Origin of the sequence: Curtobacterium sp. MCPF17_003, assembly GCF_003224385.1 — a bacterium.
GTDB lineage: Bacteria > Actinomycetota > Actinomycetes > Actinomycetales > Microbacteriaceae > Curtobacterium > Curtobacterium flaccumfaciens.
This window is the reverse complement of record NZ_QKLC01000004.1, coordinates 46,031-64,757: the sequence shown is the minus strand read 5'-3', so window position 1 is coordinate 64,757 and position 18,727 is coordinate 46,031. Positions and strand designations below refer to the sequence as shown.

The following is an 18,727-nucleotide window of genomic DNA, read 5'->3' as shown; positions in this document are numbered from 1 at the left end:
GACTAGAACCCCGGGATGAGACCGACCACGAGGTCGATCAGTTTGATGCCGATGAAGGGGACGACCACGCCGCCCAGCCCGTAGACGAGCAGGTTGCGGCCGAGGATCGACGACGCTGCGGCCGCGCGGTACTTGACGCCACGCAGGGACAGCGGGATGAGCGCGACGATGACGAGCGCGTTGAAGACGACCGCCGACAGGATCGCGGACGAGGGGCTGTGCAGCGCCATGATGTTGAGCGCCGCGAGCCCCGGGAACGCGAGCTGGAACATCGCCGGGATGATCGCGAAGTACTTCGCGACGTCGTTGGCGATGGAGAAGGTGGTCAGGGCGCCGCGGGTGATGAGCAGCTGCTTGCCGATGCGGACGACGTCGATGAGCTTGGTCGGGTCGGAGTCGAGGTCGACCATGTTGCCAGCCTCCTTCGCCGCCGTCGTGCCGGTGTTCATCGCGACGCCGACGTCCGCCTGCGCCAGGGCCGGGGCGTCGTTGGTGCCGTCACCGGTCATGGCGACGAGGTTGCCGCCCTCCTGCTCGCGCTTGATGTACGCGAGCTTGTCCTCCGGGGTGGCCTCGGCGAGGAAGTCGTCGACGCCGGCCTCGTGGGCGATGGCAGCCGCGGTGCGGGGGTTGTCGCCCGTGATCATCACCGTGCGGATGCCCATCGACCGGAGCTCGGCGAACCGCGACGCCATGCCGTCCTTCACGACGTCCTTCAGGTGCACGACACCGAGCAGCGTGACCGCACCGGTCGACGAGCGACGCCCGACGACGAGCGGGGTGCCGCCCTGGTCGGAGATGTCCGCGACGGTCGCGTCGATGGCGGACACCAAACTGGCTTCGGTGGTGTCCGCCCAGGCGAGCACTGCCGCGGCAGCGCCCTTCCGGATCTGCGACCCATCCGACAGGTCGAGACCGGACATGCGTGTCTGCGCCGTGAACGGCACCTCGACGGCACCGTCGGGCAGACCGACGGCGGCTCCGTCTGCACGCGCCAGGTCGACGATCGAGCGTCCTTCCGGCGTGCTGTCGGCGGCACTCGACAGTGCCGCCGCCTCCAGCAGTTCGGCTGTCGTCACGCCCGGCACCGGCACCACGCGGGACGCCCGGCGGTTGCCGTACGTGATCGTGCCGGTCTTGTCGAGCAGCAGCGTCGTGATGTCGCCGGCGGCCTCGACCGCGCGGCCCGACATCGCCAGCACGTTGTGCTGCACGAGCCGGTCCATGCCGGCGATGCCGATCGCGGAGAGCAAGGCTCCGATGGTGGTCGGGATGAGGCAGACGAGCAGGGCGATGAGCACCGGCACGCTGACCGTCGCACCGACGAGTCCCGCGATGGGCTGCATCGTCAGGCAGACGATCACGAAGACGATCGACAACGAGGCGAGCAGGATGTTCAGCGCGATCTCGTTCGGCGTCTTCTGCCGTGCCGCACCCTCGACCAGGCGGATCATCCGGTCGATGAAGGTCTCACCCGGCGTCGAGGTGATGCGCACCACGATCCGGTCCGACAGCACCCGTGTGCCGCCGGTGACGGCACTGCGGTCACCGCCGGACTCGCGGATGACCGGTGCGGACTCACCCGTGACGGCCGACTCGTCGACCGACGCGATGCCGTCGACGACGTCGCCGTCGCCCGGGATGACCTCGCCGGCGACGACCACGACCACGTCGCCCTTGGCCAGGTCGACGGACGCGACCTCCTCGGTCTCGTTGCCGGTCGCGGCCGCGTCGGTCGTCGCGTACCCGAGGACCCGGCGGGCGCTCGTGGTCGAGCGGGTCTTCCGCAGGGTGTCGGCCTGCGCCTTGCCGCGGCCCTCGGCCACCGACTCCGCCAGGTTGGCGAAGACGACGGTGAGCCAGAGCCAGACGGCGATGGCGATCGTGAACGCGGACGGCTCGACGACGGCGGCCGCCGTCGTCAGCGCTGCGCCGACCTCGACGATGAACATGACGGGGTTCCGCCACATGAGTCGCGGATCGAGTTTCCGCAGGGCGCCCGGGAGGCCCGCCACCAGTTGGCGGGGTCCGAATGCGGACGAGCGGGTGGCCGGTTCCACGGCGGTGCGCGGTTCCGACTCCGTGGTCACGGGGGTGGTCATGACAGTCCTTCTGCGAGCGGACCCAGTGCGAGCACCGGGAAGTAGGTGAGTGCGGTGACGATGACGGCGACGCCGCCGAGCAGCCCGATGAACAGCGGGCGGTGGGTGGGCAGCGTGCCGGCGGTCTCCGGCACCCGGTCCTGCGCGGCGAGGGACCCGGCGAGCGCCAGGACGAACACCATCGGCACGAAGCGGCCGAGCAGCATCACGACTCCGAGCGAGGAGTTCATCCACGTGGTGTTCGCGGTGAGCCCGCCGAAGGCCGAGCCGTTGTTGTTCGCACCCGAGGTGAAGGCGTAGAGCAGCTCGGTCAGCCCGTGGTTGCCGGGGTTGAAGATCGACGTCCCGAGCACCTGCTCGCGGACCCCGGGGATCACGAGCGAGAGCCCGGTGGCCAGGAGCACGAGCGTCGGCGTGACGAGGATGTACAGCGCTGCGAAGGTCATCTCCTTGGCGCGGATCTTCTTGCCGAGGTACTCCGGGGTGCGACCGACGAGCAGGCCGCCGATGAACACCGTGATGACGGCGAGCACGAGCATGCCGTACAGGCCGGAGCCGACGCCGCCGGGGGTGACCTCGCCCAGCATCATGTTGACGAGCGCCATCATCCCGCCGATCGGGGTGTAGCTGTCGTGCATCGCGTTGACGGCACCGGTGGACGTCGAGGTGGTCGCGGTCGAGAAGAGCGTGGAACCGAGGATGCCGAAGCGGCTCTCCTTGCCCTCCATCGCGGCCCCGGCGGCGTGTGTGGCGACACCGCCGCCGCCGAGCTCGGCGATCGACATGACCGACAGGGACACGAGGAAGATCGCGCCCATCACGGCGAGGATCGCGTAGCCCTGGCGGTCGTCGCCGACCAGCCGCCCGAACGTGCGCGGCAGCGAGAACGGGATGACGAGCATCAGGAAGATCTCGACGAGGTTCGTCCACGCCTGCGGGTTCTCGAACGGGTGCGCCGAGTTGGCGTTGAAGTAGCCGCCACCGTTCGTGCCGAGTTCCTTGATCGCCTCCTGCGAGGCGACGAACCCGTCGGGGATGTGCTGCGTGCCACCGATGAGCGTGGTGACGTCGGTACCGCTTCCCCACGACTGGACGACCCCGCCGGCGACGAGCACGATCGCGAAGACGAACGCCCCGGGCAGGAGCAGTCGGCCGAGACCGCGGACGATGTCCACCCACACGTTGCCGAGCGTGCCGGACTTGCGACGGGCGAACCCGCGCACCAGGGCCACGGCGACCGAGAGACCGACGGCCGCGGACAGGAAGTTCTGCACCGCCAGGCCGGCCATCTGCACCGTGTAGCCGACGGTGACCTCGGGCGAGTACGACTGCCAGTTCGTGTTCGCGACGAACGACGCCGCGGTGTTGAACGCGAGCGAGGGTCCGACGGCGGGCAGCCCGAGGTCGCCGGGCAGGATGACCTGGATGCGCTGCAGCAGGTAGACGAGCAAGAGCCCGGCGACGCTGAACAGCAGCACACCGCGCAGGTACACGGGCCAGGACTGCTCGGCGTCCGGGTCGACCCCGATCAGCCGGTAGACCCCGCGCTCGACCCGGTTGTGCCGGACGGGCGTGAAGACCTTCGCCATCCAGTCACCGAGCGGGCGGTGCGCGACGACGAGCAGCAGGACGAGGGTGGCGACCTGGGCGATGCCCGCCCAGACGTCCGCGGCGCCCACTAGAACCGCTCCGGACGCACGAGCGCCCAGACGAGGTACACGACTGCGGCGATGCCGAGGACGGCGGCCGCGATGGTGATGCCGATCACAGCCGTTCCACCCCCTTGGCGATCAGTGCCACCACGCCGAACACGGCGAGGACACCGGCGACGACGAACACGTCGAACACGAGGGACTCCAGAAGGTCTGCGGTGTCCGCGCCGGGTGACGCGGACCGGCACCACTTGTGGTGCCGAACCGATGCTGGGTCCTGCGCCGCGCCTCCAGTCCGCTCCTAACGGATCCCTGACGCCGCCCTGGTGGACGCATGCACGCTCCTAACGCCTGTGGAGAGCGCTCGATCCCGTGACGCGGATCCTGGTAGGGTTTCGGCATCACGATCGGCCCGCTCGCCTCACGGCTCGGGCCGATTTTCTTGTCTCGGGGGGGGGGCGCATGGAGTACGTGAAGCCGTGGCTCTCGATCGGTGAGCAGATCGAGAAGCTGGCTTCCAAGGGAGTCCGCATCGGTGATCGGGGCGTCGCGGGCTCGGTGCTGCGCGAAGTCGGTTACTACCGCCTCACCGGATACCTCTATCCCTTCCGTGAATCCTCGTTCGAGATCGACGACGACGGCCGTCGGCACGTAGAGGTCCAGGACCGGTACCGAGCAGGGACGGAACTCGCCGCAGCCGAAGCACTCATCGCCTTCGATCGGAGTCTCCGGCTCCTGGTGATCGAAGGTGTCGAGCGGATCGAGGTGGCCGTTCGGACCCAGGTCGGCCACGTCCTCGGAGAGCATGCCCCCTTCGCTCACGAAGACGGATCACTCTTCACCGAGGCGTTCACCGCACACCGAGCAGATGCATCCGATGGCTCCAGCCCGCACACTGCTTGGCTGCAGCGCGTCCGCGAACGGCAGGCTTCCTCGGATGAATCGTTCGTTGCCCACTTCCGCACCAAGTACGACGACCGGATGCCCATCTGGGCACTCACCGAAATCCTCGAGCTGGGACACCTGGCTCGGCTGTACGGCGGTCTCCGGAACGACGTCGCCACCCGGATCGCCCGAGAGTTCGGCGTCCCGACCAAGAAGACGATGCTGAGCTGGCTCGCCTCGGTCAACTACGTCCGGAACGTCGCAGCACACCATGCGCGTCTGTTCAACCGGAAGTTGGTCGTGGTCCCGAAACGCCCGAGGTCCGGTGCGGTACCGCTCCTCGCACATCTTTCGGGAACCGATGCGCCGAAGCAGTTCGGTGTCTACAACACCTTGGCGGTGATGGCCTACCTGCTCAGGTCGATCCCGTCCGACCACGACTGGGCCGAGCGCGTGGCCGCTCTCCTCGAGTCCTTCCCAAGCAACGAACACCTCGATCGCGCGTCGATGGGAGTTGGCGCCGGTTGGCTGGACCACGCGCTCTGGACAGGTCGCCACTGATCACGGTGGGCTACGCGTGCCGGCCGCGCGCAACCGGTCAGCGAGGTCTGCCACGGCCTCGACGAGTTCCTCCGGACCCGCGACGACGAAGTCGACCGCAAGTCCTGACACCACGCCAGCGAGCCCGTCCCACGACCACGATCCGAGGGTGACGCGGGCCCGGCCGTCCTCGAGCTGCTCGACCACAGCGTCCTCGGGCAGGTACGGCGTGATCCGCCGCGCATCGCCCGCCGTCGTGGTCACCGAACCGGTGCACGGCCACACGTCGTCGACCACCGACCCCTTGAACCGCGCAGAGACGAACGCGGCGGCATCGCCACCGGGGATCGGGGTCGGCGTGAACGGGACACGGGTCCGCATCCGCGGCGTGATCCGGTCGATGCGGTGCGTCCGCCAGTCGTCGCGGTCGAGGTCCCGGTCGAGCAGGTACCAGCGACCGTTCCGGGCGACGACGGCGTGCGGTTCCACCCGGTGCGGAGTCTCGTCGTCGCCGTACCCGAAACGGAACACCTCCTGCAGGTGGACGGCCTCGCTCACCGCCACCAGGACGTCCGGGTCGGTGGTGGTCCGGCTCGTCGCGGTCACGGCCTGCACCGCGTCGACGCGGGACCGTAGCCGCGCGGGCATCACCTGCCGAACGGTCGCGAGGGCACGGGCCGCCGACTCGGCGACGTCCGCCCCCGACGCCGGGGCCACGGCGAGTGCCAGGGCGATCGCGACCGCCTGGTCGTCGTCGAAGAGCAGCGGGGGCAGGTCGGAGCCCGCCTCGAGCCGGTAGCCCCCGGCCGGCCCACGGAGCGCCTCGACCCGGTACCCGAGGCCGCGCAGCCGATCCACGTCGCGGCGGACGGTGCGGGGACTGACCTCGAGCCGCCCGGCGAGCTCGTCGCCCGGCCAGTCGCGGTGCACCTGGAGCAGGGAGAGCAGCGCGAGCATCCGTACGGAGGGTCCGGCCATGGCGTCCATCTTCGTTCGAGAAGCGGACACGATCTGACCGCATTGACCGACATCCTCGTCCCATGAGCATCGAAACGACAACCCACCTCAACTTCGACGGCGACGCCCGCGCGGCGCTCGACTTCTACGCATCGGTCTTCGGCGGCGAGGTCACCGCCGCCACCTACGGCCAGATGGGCGCCCTGGACGATCCGGCCTGGGCGGACCGGATCGTGTTCGGTCAGGTCTCCACGGCCGCCGGCTTCCGCGTCATGGCCTTCGACGTCTGGCCCGGGCAGCCCTACGACCAGGGATCGAACGCCTTCTACGTGTTCGTGCACGGTGACGACACGGCCGAGATCGAGCGGTACTGGGCCGCACTGTCCGAGGGCGCCGAGATCCGGCAGCCCCTGGAACCCTCGGCCTGGGCTCCGTTGGCCGGGCAGCTGCGTGACCGCTTCGGCGTGGTCTGGCAGCTCGACGTCGCCCCGGCTGGCGACTAGTCGGTCCTGACGGTCGCGGTCAGCGCGTCGGCGTCCACGTCGACACGGTGACCGCGGCCGTCACCGTCGCCGGCTCGAACACAGTGTCCGCCGCGACGTGGTGGTGGCTCGGCCCCATGTGCACGACGTCGTGGACGTCCTCCGCCGACAGCTCCATCGTCCACGTCAGGTCTTCGGAGGACCGCAGCACGAACGACGGCGTCAAGGAGTCGTGCAGCCGCCGTTCCTTCTCCGGGTCCACGCTGATCGTCGCCTCGGCGAGCTCCGCAAGGTGCCCGGTCCGCGGGGTCACCACCGCGAGTACGCCGTCCGGGTGCAGCACGCGGGCGTACTCGCTCTGGTTGCGGGGTGCGAAGACGTCGAGCACGACGGCGGCAGCGCCGTCGACGACCGGGAGGCGCTCGGTCACGTCCCCGACGACGGCCCCCGCGCGCTCGTGGGCGCGTGCCGCACGCCGGATCGCGACGGCCGACAGGTCCAAGGCGACCCCCAGTCGTCGAGTCGGCTGACGGCCGACAGGTGCAAGCGTGTCCGGCGCGACCCCGAACCTCCCGTCCGCCGCGCGCAGCGCATGCGCCAGGTAGGTCCCCGGGCCCGAACCGACGTCCAGCACGATGCCGGGCGCGGTGGCGTCCGCGACGATCGCGGCGAGCGCCCGCTCGACGGGCGCGTAGTGCCCGCGCCCCAGGAACCGCAGCCGCGCGTCCACCATCTCCGGGGTGTCCGCGGTGAGCGCGCGCCGCTTCGCGGGCAGGAGCGTCAGGTGGCCCTGCTTCGCCTCGTCGAACCGGTGACCGTTCGGGCAGCCGACCTGGCCGCCGTCGACACGGCCGAGCGGCTCGGTGCACACGGGGCAGGCGAGCATCGGCAGCAGGTCGTCACGCACCGGCCCAGCGTACGGGCCTCGGTAGCCTGACCGGATGTCGCTGCAGCAGCTCTTCGGCCTCGACGGCCGCACCGCACTCGTGACGGGAGGCAGCTCCGGCATCGGCCGAGCGATCGCCACCGCACTCGCCGACGCGGGTGCCCACGTCCTCGTCGCCGCCCGGACGTCCGCGACCATCGACGCCACCGTCGCCGGCATCCGCCAGGCGGGCCGCTCGGCCGACGGCATCGTCGCGGACCTGTCCTCCCGCGCTGGAGCACACGCACTCGCAGACACCGCCGGAGACGTCGACGTCCTGGTGAACTCCGCCGGGATCAACCTGCGCCCGCCGATGCCGGAACTCGACGAAGCCACCTGGGACGCCACGATGGCCGTCAACCTCGACGCGCCGTTCGTGCTCGGGCAGCGGCTCGCACCCGGCATGGCGGCCCGTGGGTACGGGCGGATCGTGTCGATCAGTTCGCAGCAGGCCCACCGCCCCTTCGCCGCCAGCGGCGCGTACGGGGTCTCCAAGGCCGGCCTGGAGGCACTGGCCCGGTCCCAGGCAGAGGCCTGGTCCGCGCAGGGGGTCACCTCCAACGTCCTCGTCCCCGGTTTCGTGCGCACCCCGCTCAACGAGCGACTCGGGTCCGACCCGGCGACGGTGGCGGCCCTCGCCGCGCGGACGCTGGTCGGCCGGAACGGGGTCGCGTCGGACTTCGCCGCGGCGGCGGTGTTCCTCGCCGGACCCGGGTCGGCCTACGTCACCGGGCAGTCGATCGCGGTCGACGGCGGGTTTTCCGTCCACTGAGCGACGTGGCACTGGCAGGGCCTGCCTGCACCGGGGTCCGGCTGGCAGGATCGAGGGCGTGAAGACACTGGAGTTGCCACAGACAGACCTCACCGCCTCCGACGTCGTCGTCGGACTGATGCGGATCAACGACATGAGCGACGAGGACATCCGTTCGCTCTACAGCGCCTCGCGCGACGCGGGCGTGAACATGTTCGACCACGCCGCGGTGTACGGCGAATGGCACGGCTGCGAGCAGCGGTTCGGCGCGGCGGTCACGCTGTCGCCCGCGGAACGTGCCGAGATCGTGCTGCAGACCAAGGTCGGCATCCGACCGACGCCGAAGGGCGCCTACTTCGACTTCTCCTACGAGCACATCCTCGAGTCCGTGCACGAGTCGCTCGAGGCGCTGCAGACCGAGTACGTCGACGTCCTGCTGCTGCACCGCCCCGACGCCCTGGTCGAGCCGGAAGAGGTCGCGAAGGCCTTCGACGAGCTGCACGCCTCCGGCAAGGTCCACCACTTCGGCGTCTCGAACCACACCCCCGGCCAGGTCGACCTGCTCAAGAAGCACGTCCGCCAGCCGCTCGCGTTCAACCAGGTGCAGCTGAGCATCACCCACGCCAACGTCATCTCGCAGGGCCTCACCGCGAACATGGGTGGCCTCGACCAGTCGGTCGACCGCGACAACGACATCCTCAACTACTCGCGGATCAACGACATCACGCTCCAGGCCTGGTCGCCGTTCCAGAAGGGCTTCTTCGACGGCGTCTTCCTGGGCGACCGCGAGCAGTACGCCGAGCTGAACGACGTGCTCGAGGAGGTCGCCGCCGCACACGGGGTCACCCCGACCGGCATCGCGGTCGCGTGGATCACCCGCCACCCCGCGCACTTCCAGGTCGTCCTCGGCACGACGAACCCGCAGCGCGTGCGGGACTCGGCCGCCGGCTCGGACGTCGAGCTGTCGCGCGAGGAGTGGTACCGGATCTTCACCGCGGCCGGACACACCGTTCCCTGAGCAGGAACGGCCCGGTTGGGGTCGGGCAGGGTGGGGTCGTGCTCCGCGACCTCGCCTTGCCCGTCAGCCTGACCACGCGTTCCGGCGAGGTGACGCTGCGGAACGCCACGGAAGCGGACCTCGACGCACTCATGGCGCTGTTGTCCGACGATCCGATCAGCGCCGCGCGCGGTGACGTCGCCGCACCGGAGGGCGCTCCGGCGGCGTCGGGAGTGCCCTGATGCGATGGGTGACCGACGTCGCTGCGCCGGCCCTCGGGACCCCGCTCGTGCAACTCACGTCGGACGCTGCACGGACCGATGCGCACCGCTTCTACGAGCGCCTCGGCTTCACGGGCTCGCACATCGGGTTCAAGTACCGGGTCCTCGACCCTTCCGCCATCCCGCCTGATATGTCACACTGAGACCAGTCGCCCCATCGAGGTGGGTGCGGAAGTGATCCCCGGGAGATCCTGCGGTATAGCGGGGCCCGGGGATTCGCGCGTTCACCGGCGGTGTTCGTGGACGCTCAGCACATGGTCCAGCTGCTCGAGGTACGCCGTCTCGCCTCGCCGAGCCAGCGCGACCACGCCGCAGACCGCATCCGCCGCCCAGAGAAGTGGCTCGCGGCCACCCGGCAGGTGCTCGAACACCAATCCGTGAACCAGCTTGCGTGATCGCAAGGCGTCGAGGTGCGCACGATCGTTCCGGTCTGAGGGTCCGCGAGATTCGAGGACGACACGGTCAACACCGCTCGCGCGGAGTTCCATGATCAAGTGCTCAAGAGCCAGACGGCGACGGCGCTCGCTCCGGACGGATCGGTCAGTCACGCTCACGACTCCGACGGCTGTGAACGGATGGTCACACAGCATCTCGACGATCCCTGTGCGGTGCCGGGCGTCGCTCTCGGACCAGTGCAGCTTCCGCGCCGATCGTGGCTTGATGGCGTGGAGCGAGTCCCGGAACCGCTCAGCGTCGCTGTCGGCAACTGTCACCGCCCCGAGGATGTACGCGCCGGGGTCACGTGCGTCTCCGGGCTCGGATTCGTCCACGTAGGCCGTCGGTACCATTCCGGAATACTACCGGCCGGATGGGACCGCGTGGCCGCCTCGACCAGGCGCGCGCTAGTCGTCGGACGCGGAGTCGGCAGACCTCGGCGTCGGCACGTTCACGTCGACCGGGGACACCCCGGCGGGGTCCGCGGAGGCACCGCCCACGACGTCGAACGAGATCCCGAGCATCGCCGGGTCCTCGTCGAGTTCGAGCCCGTCCTGACGGACCTGGTCCTCCGGGATTGCACGGCCACCAGACGGGTCCCACGAGTTCGCGATCGACATGCGCACGAGCATGCCCGAGCCGCTTGGCAATCGCCCAAGAAACCCCGGAGGAACCCCGGAACGGTCAGAGGTCGTCCGGGTGGAGCCGCTCACCGGCGTGCGGACGCCGGAACACCGGGCCGCCGCCGGCCTCGTCCTCGTCGTGGTGGCTGACGGGCGAGACGCTCGGGTCGGCGGAGTCGTCGCCGACGTCGGCGCCGCGGTCCTCCTCCATCTCGAGCTCGGACTCGTCACTGCCGTCCACGGGGATGGACCGGCCCTGCTGTTCGGGATCGAACGGTGCGCTCATCGACATGGGGCGAGCATGCTCCCGCTCGGTGAACGCCGGGTCAACGCTGTCCGTCGGCCGCGATGAGTTCGAGCTGCGTCAGCGCCAGGTCGGTGCCGGCAGTGAACGTGAACGACGAACCCCCGCCGAGGATCCGGAACACGCGGGTCTGGCCGGCCCACGTGAACTCGGCGCCGTCGACCGCGGTGACGGCGTCGTCCAGGCCGACCTGCCACGAGTAGGACCCTGGCGACGCGACCGTCACGGTGTACAGCGAGGCGGCGGGGCACGACACGTCGAAGGACACGGACTCCCCCGCCGCGAGCGCCGTGACGGAGCGGCCGGTGTCGTCCGTCAGTGCCGAGACCCCGACGGGCAGGACGTCCACCGGGGCGTCCCGGTAGCCGTGCACGTCGGAGGCCGAGACGGGCCGGGTGCCCGCCGCCCATCCCTGCGGTTCGTCGGACAGCGTGAACTCGATCCGTGACGCGGCCACGACCACGCTGTGCGGGATGGTGACCGAGGTCCAGGGCGAGCCGTCGATCGTCACCGACGCCACGTACGAACCTGCGGAACCGGCGGCGATCTCGATGACCGTGGCCGAGCCTCCAGGCTGCCGCAGCACCGTCCTGCGGACCGACGGCGGCACGAGCACGTAGGTGCCGGTCGACGGCGCCAGCGGGTACAGGCCGATGGTCGCGAAGACGTACCAGGCGCTCATCTCACCGTTGTCCTCGTCGCCGGGGTAGCCCTGGCCGAGGTCGGACCCGACGAACAGGCGCTCGAGCGATTCGCGGACGATGCGGTGCGCGTCGTCGTGGCGCCCGGTGAACATCGGGAAGAAGGGGATGTGGTGCGCGGGCTGGTTCGACAGCCCGAGCATGCCCATCCGGACGTCGCGGGCCTCGGTCATCTCGTGGATCGGGAACCCGTACGAGCCGGACCGCGCCAGGCTGCCGGTCTCGGGGGTCGCGAAGAACGCGTCGAGGGCCGCGTCGAACCGCTCGGGGCCGCCGTGCAGGTCGACGATGCCGGCTCCGTCGTGCGGAGCCGTGAACGCGGTGCCCCACGCGTTCGTCTCGGTGTAGTCGTCGCCCCAGTCGCGCGGGTCGAACTCGGTGCCGACCCGCCACGAGCCGTCCGGGTCGCGGCCGATGAAGAACCCGCGCTCGGAGTCGAAGGCGTGCCGGTACTGCAGCGACCGGCGGGCGAACCACTCGGCCTCGGCTTCGTACCGGGACAGGTCGGCGGGCGTCCGCGCCCGTGACGCGAGCAGGCCCGCCATGACGGCCAGACCCCAGTCGTTGATGGCCGCGTCCAGGGTCCACGACATCCCCTCGTGGGTCGCCGTGTCGACGTGGCCACGGAAGGCGCCCGGGAGGCTCCCCTTGCGTCCGACGCGCTCGTCACGGGGCGGGACGGTCGCGTTCCGCACCGCGCTCCGGTACGCCTCGCCCAGGTCGAACCCGCGCACGCCCTTCACGGCGAGGTCGGCGAACACGGTGTCACTCGTGGTGCCGGTCATGCAGTCCTCGGCGCCGGGGGCACTCCAGCGGGGCGTCCACCCGCCGTCGTGGTGGTGCTCGACGAAGCCCTGCGCGAGCTCGCCCGCGGTCTCGGGGGTCAGGAGTCCGAGGAGCGGCCAGGCGGTGCGGTACGTGTCCCAGAAGCCGTTCGTGGTGGTGAACGCGCCCTCGACGATCTCCGGCCCGGGCTCGTCGCGGATCGGTTCCGCCAGGACGTCGCCGTACGGGGAGCGGTGTCGCGGGGTGCCGGTCAGGGCGGTTTCCCCCGCACGGTTCGGGTAGAGGAACAACCGGTACAGGCCGGAGTACAGGCTCGTCAGCTGGTCGGGTGTCGCGCCGTCGAAGGACAGCGTCGCGAGCTTCTCGGTCCACAGCGCCTCGGCACGGGAGCGCATGGCGTCGTACGAGCCGGCGTCGTCGAGGTTCGCACGGGCGTCCTCGATCGAGACGGTCGAGATGCCGAGCAGGACGTCGACCGGGCCGTCCGTGGCCCCGGCCTCACCCACAGACAGCCAGCCGCGCAGCTCGTGCTCGCTGATCGTCGTGTGGTCGGCGGTGACCCCCGCGACCCGCAGGTGCACGTGGTGCGGCGGGGTGCCTGGCCGGTCGTCGAGGACGGCCTCGACCACGGCGGTGCGGTCCGTGACCGTCACGGAGACGTCGGACACCCGGCCGTGGTGGTCGAGCACGACGCTGCGGGCGCCGGTGAACCGGAACCCGAGGGCGAACTCCCCCGCAGTCAGCTCGGCCGTCACACCGTGCTCGAGGGCGACCCGGTAGCGGTGCGGGCCGTCCTGCTCGTCCTCGTGGTCGAACCCGAGCGCGCGGGCATCCCGGTCAACGTCGGGCGTCTCGAGTGGCGAGGGCATCACCTGGAACACCCCGCGGTCGCCCATCCACGGCGACGGGATGTGACTCGTGGTGAAGGCCTGGATCGCCGGGCGGAGTCGTCCCTGGTCGTCGAGCCGGTCGTGTTCCTGGTACGCGTACGGCCAGCGGTTGCTCGAGGCGTCCGTCATCGGCAGCCCGAACACGCCGCCGTGCGGGACACCGACGAGCGGGGCGTTGTTGCCGCGGGAGAACCGGGAGGACGCCTGGGTGCCACGGGTCGTCCGGACGTGGCCGAGCGGGGTCGTCGGGGTCGGACGCGCGGGACCGATCCGGACGGCGTCGAGCCAGCCGCGCAGTGCGGGACGCTCGCCGTCGGTGGCCGCAGCCGGCGCGTCGGAGCCGAGCCGGGCCTCCAGGCGGTCGACGACCAGCCCCGCGAACGGCGTGAGGTCGACCGCGCGACGGTTCCACTGGTCCACCCACTGCTTGCGGGCCGCGTCCTGCGCGTCCGGGGTGACCGCGTCGCCGTACTGGTCGTGGACCGCGGCGTGGTCACGCAGCCGCGAGCCGTCGGTGAAGACGACGTCGAGGGCGAAGGCCGTGGCGTCCCAGAAGTGCGGCAGGTCTGCTTCCGTCGGTTCCGACGCCCCGTCGGGCAGGGTCCGCTCGGGGAACCAGACCCAGGAGAGCTCGTCGCCGGTGGCGATGGTGCGTCCGGTGAAGCCGGGGACGATCGCCTCGGCCACCGGCGCGCCCGCTGGTCGTTCGACGAGCCAGCCCTCTGCAGACCCGAAGCCGACACCGTTCCGAGCGGCCACGGCCGTCGTCGGACCACCGCTCCGTTGCAGTTCTCGCACAGGGCGAGCCTATTTGCTCCAGGGACTGGACGAAAACCCCGGCGTGTCAGTGCCGGTCGTCAGTGTTGGTCGTCAGTGCGCGTCGTCAGTCCTTGTTGTGTCCCGGGGCGCTGCCGGAATTGCCGGGAGCGGTGTCCGACGTGGTGTCGACCGCGCCCGTGCCGTCCTGCGGCTCCTGCACCGGGTTCGAGGCCGGGGTGCTCGGCTCCGGGCCGACGGGCGGGTCCTGCGTGGGCTGCTCCGGCTGGGTCGGTTCGCTCGGCTGCTCGCTGGGTTCCTCGGCGGGCTGCGACGGCTGCTGCTCCTGTGAGGGCTGCTGCTCGGCCGGTTCGCTCGGCTGCTGTTCCTCGCCCGGGTCCTCGGACGGCTGCTGCTCGGTCGGGGCGGTCGACGTGGTGTCCGTCGGGGCCGGGGTGCCGTCGTCGTCGCCGTTGAGGGCGAACACCGCGACGCCGATGCCGATGAGCACCAGGACGATCACGATGATCGCGGCGATGAGCGGTCCGCGCTTCTTCTTCTCCGGCTGGCCCTCGGGCTGGTCCCCCTGGACCGGGCGGGGCGCGACCGGCGGCGGGGTCGGCCCGCTCGGACCCGATGCGCCTCGGTCGTTCGCCTGGGCGCCGAGGACGGTCGTCGAGACGTCGTCGGCTGGGTTCGGGCGCTGGGTGTCCAGGACGCGGGTGGCGTCGTCGCCCGGACGCGCGCCGCCGTTCGGCAGCTCGCTGGCCGGCATCGCCTGTGTCCGGTCGTCGGCGTTCGCCGCAGCGGCGGCACCAGCCGCGGCACCCGCTGCGCCGGCAGCCGCAGCGGTCACCGCACCGGGCATCCCGGGCAGGAGCTGCGTGGCGTTCGTCGGCTCGTCGCGGCCCAGGGCACGCAGGCGCTCGGCGGCCTCGGCCGCCGTCGGGCGCTCCGCCGGGTCCTGCGCGGTCATCACGTGCAGCAGGGTGCGCCAGGCCGTGGGCAGGTGCCGGTCGATCTCGGGCGAGCGGGTGAGCCGGGCGGTGGCCGACTCGACGGCACTGCCCGGGAACGGCTGGCGGCCGGTCAGGCACTCGAGCAGCACGAGTCCGAGCGAGTAGACGTCGGCCTTGCCGGTGATCTCCTTCGCCAGGACCTGCTCGGGGGCCAGGTACGCGGCCGTCCCCATCACGGTGCCCGTCCCGGTCACGCGTGAGGCGTCACGGAGCAGGGCGATCCCGAAGTCGGCGAGCTTGACGTGTCGGCCGTCGCTCTCGAGCAGGACGTTCGCGGGCTTCACGTCACGGTGGACGATCCCCTGCGCGTGCACGGCGGCCAGGCCGTCGGCGACCTGTGCACCCAGCCGGGCGGCGGTCGCCGGGTCCAGCGGGCCTTCGCGCAGACGCGTCGCCAGGTCGCTGCCCGGCACGAGTTCCATCACGAGGTAGGAGTCGCCGTCGACGTCGTCGAGAGCGGCGTCGTAGAGCGTGACGAGCTCGGGTGCACGCAGCGTCGCGAGGGTCTGGATCTCCGCCTCGGCGCGGGCGCGCTCCCCGCGGTCGACCGGGCCGATGCGGAACACCTTGACCGCGACCTCGCGACCGAGCTGCTCGTCGACCGCCCGGTACACGGACGCCATGCCACCGTGTCCGAGCGTGCCCGTGACGCGGTACCTGCCGCCGAAGACCCGTTCTTCCATGCCCGGCAACCTACCGGTCGCGGCTGACGGCGCTCTGCCGTTCGCGCACGGCGGCGCGGGACGGTGGCGGCGGCGGGGCGGTCGGGGTGGCGCCCGGAGACTCGGTGAGCAGAAGACGTCGGGTGCGGGCGAACGACCCGACGTCTTCTGCTCACGAAGTGATGCGGTCGACGTCCGGCGCGGGCTCGGCACCGTGGTGGAGCGCCGTCAGGTACAACCGGTGCGCCGTGATCACGAGGGCGAGCCAGGCGAGTCCGAGCGCCCACGCCGCCAGGACATCCGTCAGCCAGTGGTGCCCGAGGAACACCCGCGATGCCCCGACCGACAGCACGAACAGGGTGCCCACGACGATCGTCCACACCCGGGTGACGACGCGCGACTGCCGCAGGAGCAGCAGGTACACGATGGTGCCCACGATCACCGTGGAGTTGAGCGTGTGACCGGACGGGAACGACGGCGACGTCTCGTACGGCGGCACCGCGTCGGACAGCGGCGGACGGGCGCGACCGATGAGGTCCTTGCCCGCGATCGTCATGAGCAGCGAGCCACCGCTCGCCGCCACGAGGAGCACCAGCGGCGTCCACGCACGACGCTGGATCGTGAAGCCGACCAGGAACCCGAGCGCGACGATCGGCATCCCGATCGTGCCGGCGATGTCCGTCCACCACGTGACGAGGGTGTCGGCCGTGGGTGATCGGAGCGTGAGGGCCCAGTCGAGGACCGGTCGGTCGAGCACCGCGACGTCGTCGGCTTCCCGGACGGCGTCGTAGACCTCGGAGGCGATCCACGTGGCGAGGACGGCGACGCCCAGACCGATGGCGAGGGTCAGCAGCAGCACCGGCATGGCGCCGAAGCGCTTGCCGAGCGCAGTCCACGCAGCGGCGACGCTGCGGCCGACGCGGGAGCGCCAGCGGGTCAGGTCGACTTCGCCGACAGTGCGGTCGGCGGCGTCCCCGCGTTCGGTGTGCATCCGTCCACCCTGCCCGAAGCCGCCGGGAGCCGTCCCGGCTGCTTCAGTCCTTCGCCTCCGAGTACGCCCCGACCACCCCGACCGACAGCGGGAACGTCACCGGGAAGTCCTGGAACAACAGCCGTCCGGCGTCGACGGCGGCCTCCCTGATCTGCGTCGCCACCCACTCCGCGTGCTCCTCCGGAGCGTGCACCACGATCTCGTCGTGCACGAAGAACACCAGGTGCGGCCCGTCCGTCACGGCTCCGGGGAACCGCGCGAGCAGCCGCGAGCGGAGGGACCCCATCCACGCGAGTGCCCACTCGGCCGCGGTCCCCTGCACCACGAAGTTCCGGGTGAACCGCCCCCAGCTCCGGGCACGGGACTCGACCGCGCGCTGCATCGCCGGGGTCCCCTCGACCGTGTACGCCTGGTTCCGGGCCTCGAACCACGAGTCCTCGGGTACCGGTGACGTCCGCCCGAGCAGCGTCGTCACCGGCTCGCCGCGCTCCCCGGCACGCGCGGCCCGTTCCACCATGTCGAGCGCCTGCGGGAACGCCCGGACCAGGCGTGGCACGAGCCGACCGCCCTCGCCCTGGGTCGCCCCGTACATCGCACCGAGCATCGCCACCTTGGCCTGCTGCCGGGTCTCGACCGCACCCGAGGCCACCACGCCGTCGTACAGGTCGCGTCCGTCGCCGGCCGCGGCCATCGCCCGGTCGCCGGACATCGCGGCGAGCACCCGGGGCTCCAGCTGCGCGGCGTCCGCCACGACGAGCTTCCACCCGGGGTCGGCGATGACCGCGCCGCGGATGCCCTTCGGCAGCTGCATCGCTCCCCCGCCGTCGGCCGCCCAGCGCCCGGTGACGACACCGCCGACGACGTACTTCGGGTGGAACCGTCCGTCGCGGATCCAGTCGTCGAGCCAGGTCCAGCCGTTGGCGGTGAGCAGTCGCGCCAGGCGCTTGTACTCGAGCAGCGGCTCGATGACGGGGTGCTCGATCTCCTGCAGCTCCCACTTCCGCGTGCTCGTGACCATCAGCCCGGCCCGGCGCAGCGACTTCAGGACGTCGGCGGGTGAGTCCGGGTTGAGCCCGGGGTCGTCGAGGCGCTCGCGCACGACGGCGGCGATCTCCTCGAGGCGTCGCGGCCGCACCCCGTAGGGCACGCGCGGCCCGAGGGCGTCCTCCAGCAGCCGCTCGTGCACGTCGGCACGCCACGGCAGCCCGGCGTGCAGCATCTCGGCCGCCACGAGCGCCCCGGCCGACTCCGCGGTGAGCAGCAGGCGGAGCGCACCCGGAGCGCTCGACCCCGCCAGTGCGGCGAGTTGGGCGCGGAACTCCGCCACCGGGTCGACCTCGTCGTCGGGCGCAGCGGCGGTGAACAGGGCGTCGTCGAAGAGCTGGGCCTGCGTCGGTCGGACCACGCGGGGTTCGGCGACCGGGGCGTCCAGGGCGTCGGGCGGCGCAGCGGCGAGCGCGGATCCCCGTGCAGCGAGCGCGGCCCGCAGGACACGACGACCGAGGCGCAGGTCGACGCAACGTCCGACACGCCCGCCAGCGGCGAGCACGGCCGGGTACCAGCGCGCGGTGTCGTCCCACACCCAGCGCACGCCCGGTGCGTCGTGGGCCGCGACGAAGGCCGGGAGGCCCGGTTCGTCCAGGCGGACCGGCTCACCCCCGGCGGTCCCCGCGTCGGTCAGGGGCGTCGCGAGGACGCCGCCTTCGACGCGGCGGAGGACGAGGTGCACGACACGATCATGCCGTGCCCCACCGACCCCGACGCACCAGGGCCGGATAGGGTGTCACTCGCCGGGTCGGACCGCCGCGGTGTCGGCGACGTCGATGCGGACGTCGCCGTCCTCGGCACGCGAGACCTCGACCCGGGGATCGGCGTCGTGCTCGTCGGATCCGGACATGCGGCGGAACGTGTCCTGTCGGCGTTCCTCGAACGTCATGTCGACGCCGTCGTCGAGGTGGTCGTGGTCGGGCTTCGTCATGCCGTGCACG

19 protein-coding genes are annotated in these 18,727 nt (G+C 71.4%); 6 read left to right on the top strand and 13 right to left on the bottom strand.

The annotated features are described in order from the left end of the window. Nucleotides 1–2: 2 nt before the first annotated feature. The 3 genes from kdpB to DEJ30_RS05615 are packed head-to-tail and all read right to left on the bottom strand — an operon-like array spanning nucleotide 3 to nucleotide 3,870. Nucleotides 3–2,102, bottom strand: coding sequence for a potassium-transporting ATPase subunit KdpB (gene kdpB / locus DEJ30_RS05625; protein ID WP_110859437.1), 2,100 nt, complete (start codon nucleotides 2,100–2,102; stop codon nucleotides 3–5). Continuing rightward, a complete protein-coding gene (kdpA, locus tag DEJ30_RS05620; RefSeq protein ID WP_110859436.1) occupies nucleotides 2,099–3,781 on the bottom strand; it encodes a potassium-transporting ATPase subunit KdpA in 1,683 nt (560 codons plus the stop codon). The genes kdpB and kdpA overlap by 4 nt, the downstream gene beginning before the upstream one ends. Further along, complete coding sequence (locus DEJ30_RS05615) at nucleotides 3,781–3,870, bottom strand: potassium-transporting ATPase subunit F (RefSeq protein ID WP_017887940.1); 90 nt, start codon at nucleotides 3,868–3,870, stop codon at nucleotides 3,781–3,783. The genes kdpA and DEJ30_RS05615 overlap by 1 nt, the downstream gene beginning before the upstream one ends. Nucleotides 3,871–4,216: 346 nt before the next feature. Here DEJ30_RS05615 and DEJ30_RS05610 point away from each other — a divergent pair, with 346 nt between their 5' ends. Further along, nucleotides 4,217–5,200 (top strand): Abi family protein, encoded by a 984-nt coding sequence (locus DEJ30_RS05610; RefSeq protein ID WP_110859435.1) that lies wholly within the window; start codon nucleotides 4,217–4,219, stop codon nucleotides 5,198–5,200. Here DEJ30_RS05610 and DEJ30_RS05605 read toward each other — a convergent pair whose 3' ends face one another. Then, entirely contained in the window at nucleotides 5,201–6,157 is a 957-nt protein-coding gene (locus DEJ30_RS05605; protein ID WP_110859434.1) for a YafY family protein, read from the bottom strand. A 62-nt stretch (nucleotides 6,158–6,219) separates the two neighbouring features. On the opposite strand from DEJ30_RS05605, the gene DEJ30_RS05600 reads away from it, so the two are divergent. Next, nucleotides 6,220–6,639 (top strand): VOC family protein, encoded by a 420-nt coding sequence (locus DEJ30_RS05600; RefSeq protein WP_110859433.1) that lies wholly within the window; start codon nucleotides 6,220–6,222, stop codon nucleotides 6,637–6,639. A 19-nt stretch (nucleotides 6,640–6,658) separates the two neighbouring features. On the opposite strand, the gene DEJ30_RS05595 is transcribed toward DEJ30_RS05600, so the two are convergent. Further along, nucleotides 6,659–7,525: a putative RNA methyltransferase gene (locus tag DEJ30_RS05595; RefSeq protein ID WP_110859432.1), complete on the bottom strand. Its 867-nt coding sequence runs from the start codon at nucleotides 7,523–7,525 to the stop codon at nucleotides 6,659–6,661. Between the two features lie 34 nt (nucleotides 7,526–7,559). On the opposite strand from DEJ30_RS05595, the gene DEJ30_RS05590 reads away from it, so the two are divergent. From DEJ30_RS05590 to DEJ30_RS18640, 4 genes are read left to right on the top strand one after another with little or no spacing between them, the layout of a single operon-like run. After that, nucleotides 7,560–8,315 (top strand): SDR family NAD(P)-dependent oxidoreductase, encoded by a 756-nt coding sequence (locus DEJ30_RS05590; RefSeq protein WP_110859431.1) that lies wholly within the window; start codon nucleotides 7,560–7,562, stop codon nucleotides 8,313–8,315. A 58-nt stretch (nucleotides 8,316–8,373) separates the two neighbouring features. After that, nucleotides 8,374–9,312 carry an aldo/keto reductase family oxidoreductase gene (locus DEJ30_RS05585; RefSeq protein ID WP_110859430.1) on the top strand — a complete coding sequence of 313 codons (939 nt, stop codon included), beginning with the start codon at nucleotides 8,374–8,376 and terminating at the stop codon, nucleotides 9,310–9,312. A 38-nt stretch (nucleotides 9,313–9,350) separates the two neighbouring features. Continuing rightward, on the top strand, nucleotides 9,351–9,533 hold the full coding sequence (locus tag DEJ30_RS18645) for a hypothetical protein (RefSeq protein ID WP_375231871.1): 183 nt from the start codon (nucleotides 9,351–9,353) through the stop codon (nucleotides 9,531–9,533). Further along, the gene (locus DEJ30_RS18640) at nucleotides 9,533–9,715 is read left to right on the top strand and encodes a hypothetical protein (RefSeq protein ID WP_375231870.1); all 183 of its coding nucleotides are present in this window, start codon (nucleotides 9,533–9,535) and stop codon (nucleotides 9,713–9,715) included. The genes DEJ30_RS18645 and DEJ30_RS18640 overlap by 1 nt, the downstream gene beginning before the upstream one ends. A gap of 81 nt (nucleotides 9,716–9,796) precedes the next feature. Here DEJ30_RS18640 and DEJ30_RS05575 read toward each other — a convergent pair whose 3' ends face one another. The 8 genes from DEJ30_RS05575 to DEJ30_RS05540 form a co-directional block, all read right to left on the bottom strand. Then, nucleotides 9,797–10,342, bottom strand: coding sequence for a hypothetical protein (locus tag DEJ30_RS05575; RefSeq protein ID WP_146238507.1), 546 nt, complete (start codon nucleotides 10,340–10,342; stop codon nucleotides 9,797–9,799). 72 nt (nucleotides 10,343–10,414) lie between these two features. Beyond that, nucleotides 10,415–10,627 carry a hypothetical protein gene (locus DEJ30_RS05570; protein WP_146238506.1) on the bottom strand — a complete coding sequence of 71 codons (213 nt, stop codon included), beginning with the start codon at nucleotides 10,625–10,627 and terminating at the stop codon, nucleotides 10,415–10,417. Nucleotides 10,628–10,691: 64 nt separating this feature from the next. Beyond that, nucleotides 10,692–10,922, bottom strand: coding sequence for a hypothetical protein (locus DEJ30_RS05565; protein ID WP_017887929.1), 231 nt, complete (start codon nucleotides 10,920–10,922; stop codon nucleotides 10,692–10,694). A gap of 34 nt (nucleotides 10,923–10,956) precedes the next feature. After that, on the bottom strand, nucleotides 10,957–14,109 hold the full coding sequence (locus DEJ30_RS05560; RefSeq protein ID WP_258369836.1) for a GH92 family glycosyl hydrolase: 3,153 nt from the start codon (nucleotides 14,107–14,109) through the stop codon (nucleotides 10,957–10,959). An 85-nt stretch (nucleotides 14,110–14,194) separates the two neighbouring features. Continuing rightward, nucleotides 14,195–15,769 carry a serine/threonine-protein kinase gene (locus DEJ30_RS05555; RefSeq protein WP_110859426.1) on the bottom strand — a complete coding sequence of 525 codons (1,575 nt, stop codon included), beginning with the start codon at nucleotides 15,767–15,769 and terminating at the stop codon, nucleotides 14,195–14,197. A 151-nt stretch (nucleotides 15,770–15,920) separates the two neighbouring features. After that, complete coding sequence (locus tag DEJ30_RS05550; protein ID WP_110859425.1) at nucleotides 15,921–16,739, bottom strand: phosphatase PAP2 family protein; 819 nt, start codon at nucleotides 16,737–16,739, stop codon at nucleotides 15,921–15,923. 43 nt (nucleotides 16,740–16,782) lie between these two features. After that, nucleotides 16,783–18,468 (bottom strand): bifunctional 3'-5' exonuclease/DNA polymerase, encoded by a 1,686-nt coding sequence (locus DEJ30_RS05545; protein WP_110859424.1) that lies wholly within the window; start codon nucleotides 18,466–18,468, stop codon nucleotides 16,783–16,785. Nucleotides 18,469–18,522: 54 nt separating this feature from the next. Further along, nucleotides 18,523–18,717, bottom strand: a complete 195-nt coding sequence (locus tag DEJ30_RS05540) for a hypothetical protein (protein ID WP_017887924.1) — start codon at nucleotides 18,715–18,717, stop codon at nucleotides 18,523–18,525. Nucleotides 18,718–18,727: the final 10 nt, after the last annotated feature.

Bases quoted from the DNA above. Each gene is read 5' to 3' on its own strand.
- kdpB (WP_110859437.1), bottom strand. From the start codon at position 2,102: ATGACCACCCCCGTGACCACGGAGTCGGAACCGCGCACCGCCGTGGAA.
- DEJ30_RS05610 (WP_110859435.1), top strand. From the start codon at position 4,217: ATGGAGTACGTGAAGCCGTGGCTCTCGATCGGTGAGCAGATCGAGAAG.
- DEJ30_RS05605 (WP_110859434.1), bottom strand. From the start codon at position 6,157: ATGGCCGGACCCTCCGTACGGATGCTCGCGCTGCTCTCCCTGCTCCAG.
- DEJ30_RS05600 (WP_110859433.1), top strand. From the start codon at position 6,220: ATGAGCATCGAAACGACAACCCACCTCAACTTCGACGGCGACGCCCGC.
- DEJ30_RS05590 (WP_110859431.1), top strand. From the start codon at position 7,560: ATGTCGCTGCAGCAGCTCTTCGGCCTCGACGGCCGCACCGCACTCGTG.
- DEJ30_RS18640 (WP_375231870.1), top strand. From the start codon at position 9,533: ATGCGATGGGTGACCGACGTCGCTGCGCCGGCCCTCGGGACCCCGCTC.
- DEJ30_RS05570 (WP_146238506.1), bottom strand. From the start codon at position 10,627: ATGTCGATCGCGAACTCGTGGGACCCGTCTGGTGGCCGTGCAATCCCG.
- DEJ30_RS05565 (WP_017887929.1), bottom strand. From the start codon at position 10,922: ATGTCGATGAGCGCACCGTTCGATCCCGAACAGCAGGGCCGGTCCATC.
- DEJ30_RS05555 (WP_110859426.1), bottom strand. From the start codon at position 15,769: ATGGAAGAACGGGTCTTCGGCGGCAGGTACCGCGTCACGGGCACGCTC.
- DEJ30_RS05550 (WP_110859425.1), bottom strand. From the start codon at position 16,739: ATGCACACCGAACGCGGGGACGCCGCCGACCGCACTGTCGGCGAAGTC.
- DEJ30_RS05540 (WP_017887924.1), bottom strand. From the start codon at position 18,717: ATGACGAAGCCCGACCACGACCACCTCGACGACGGCGTCGACATGACG.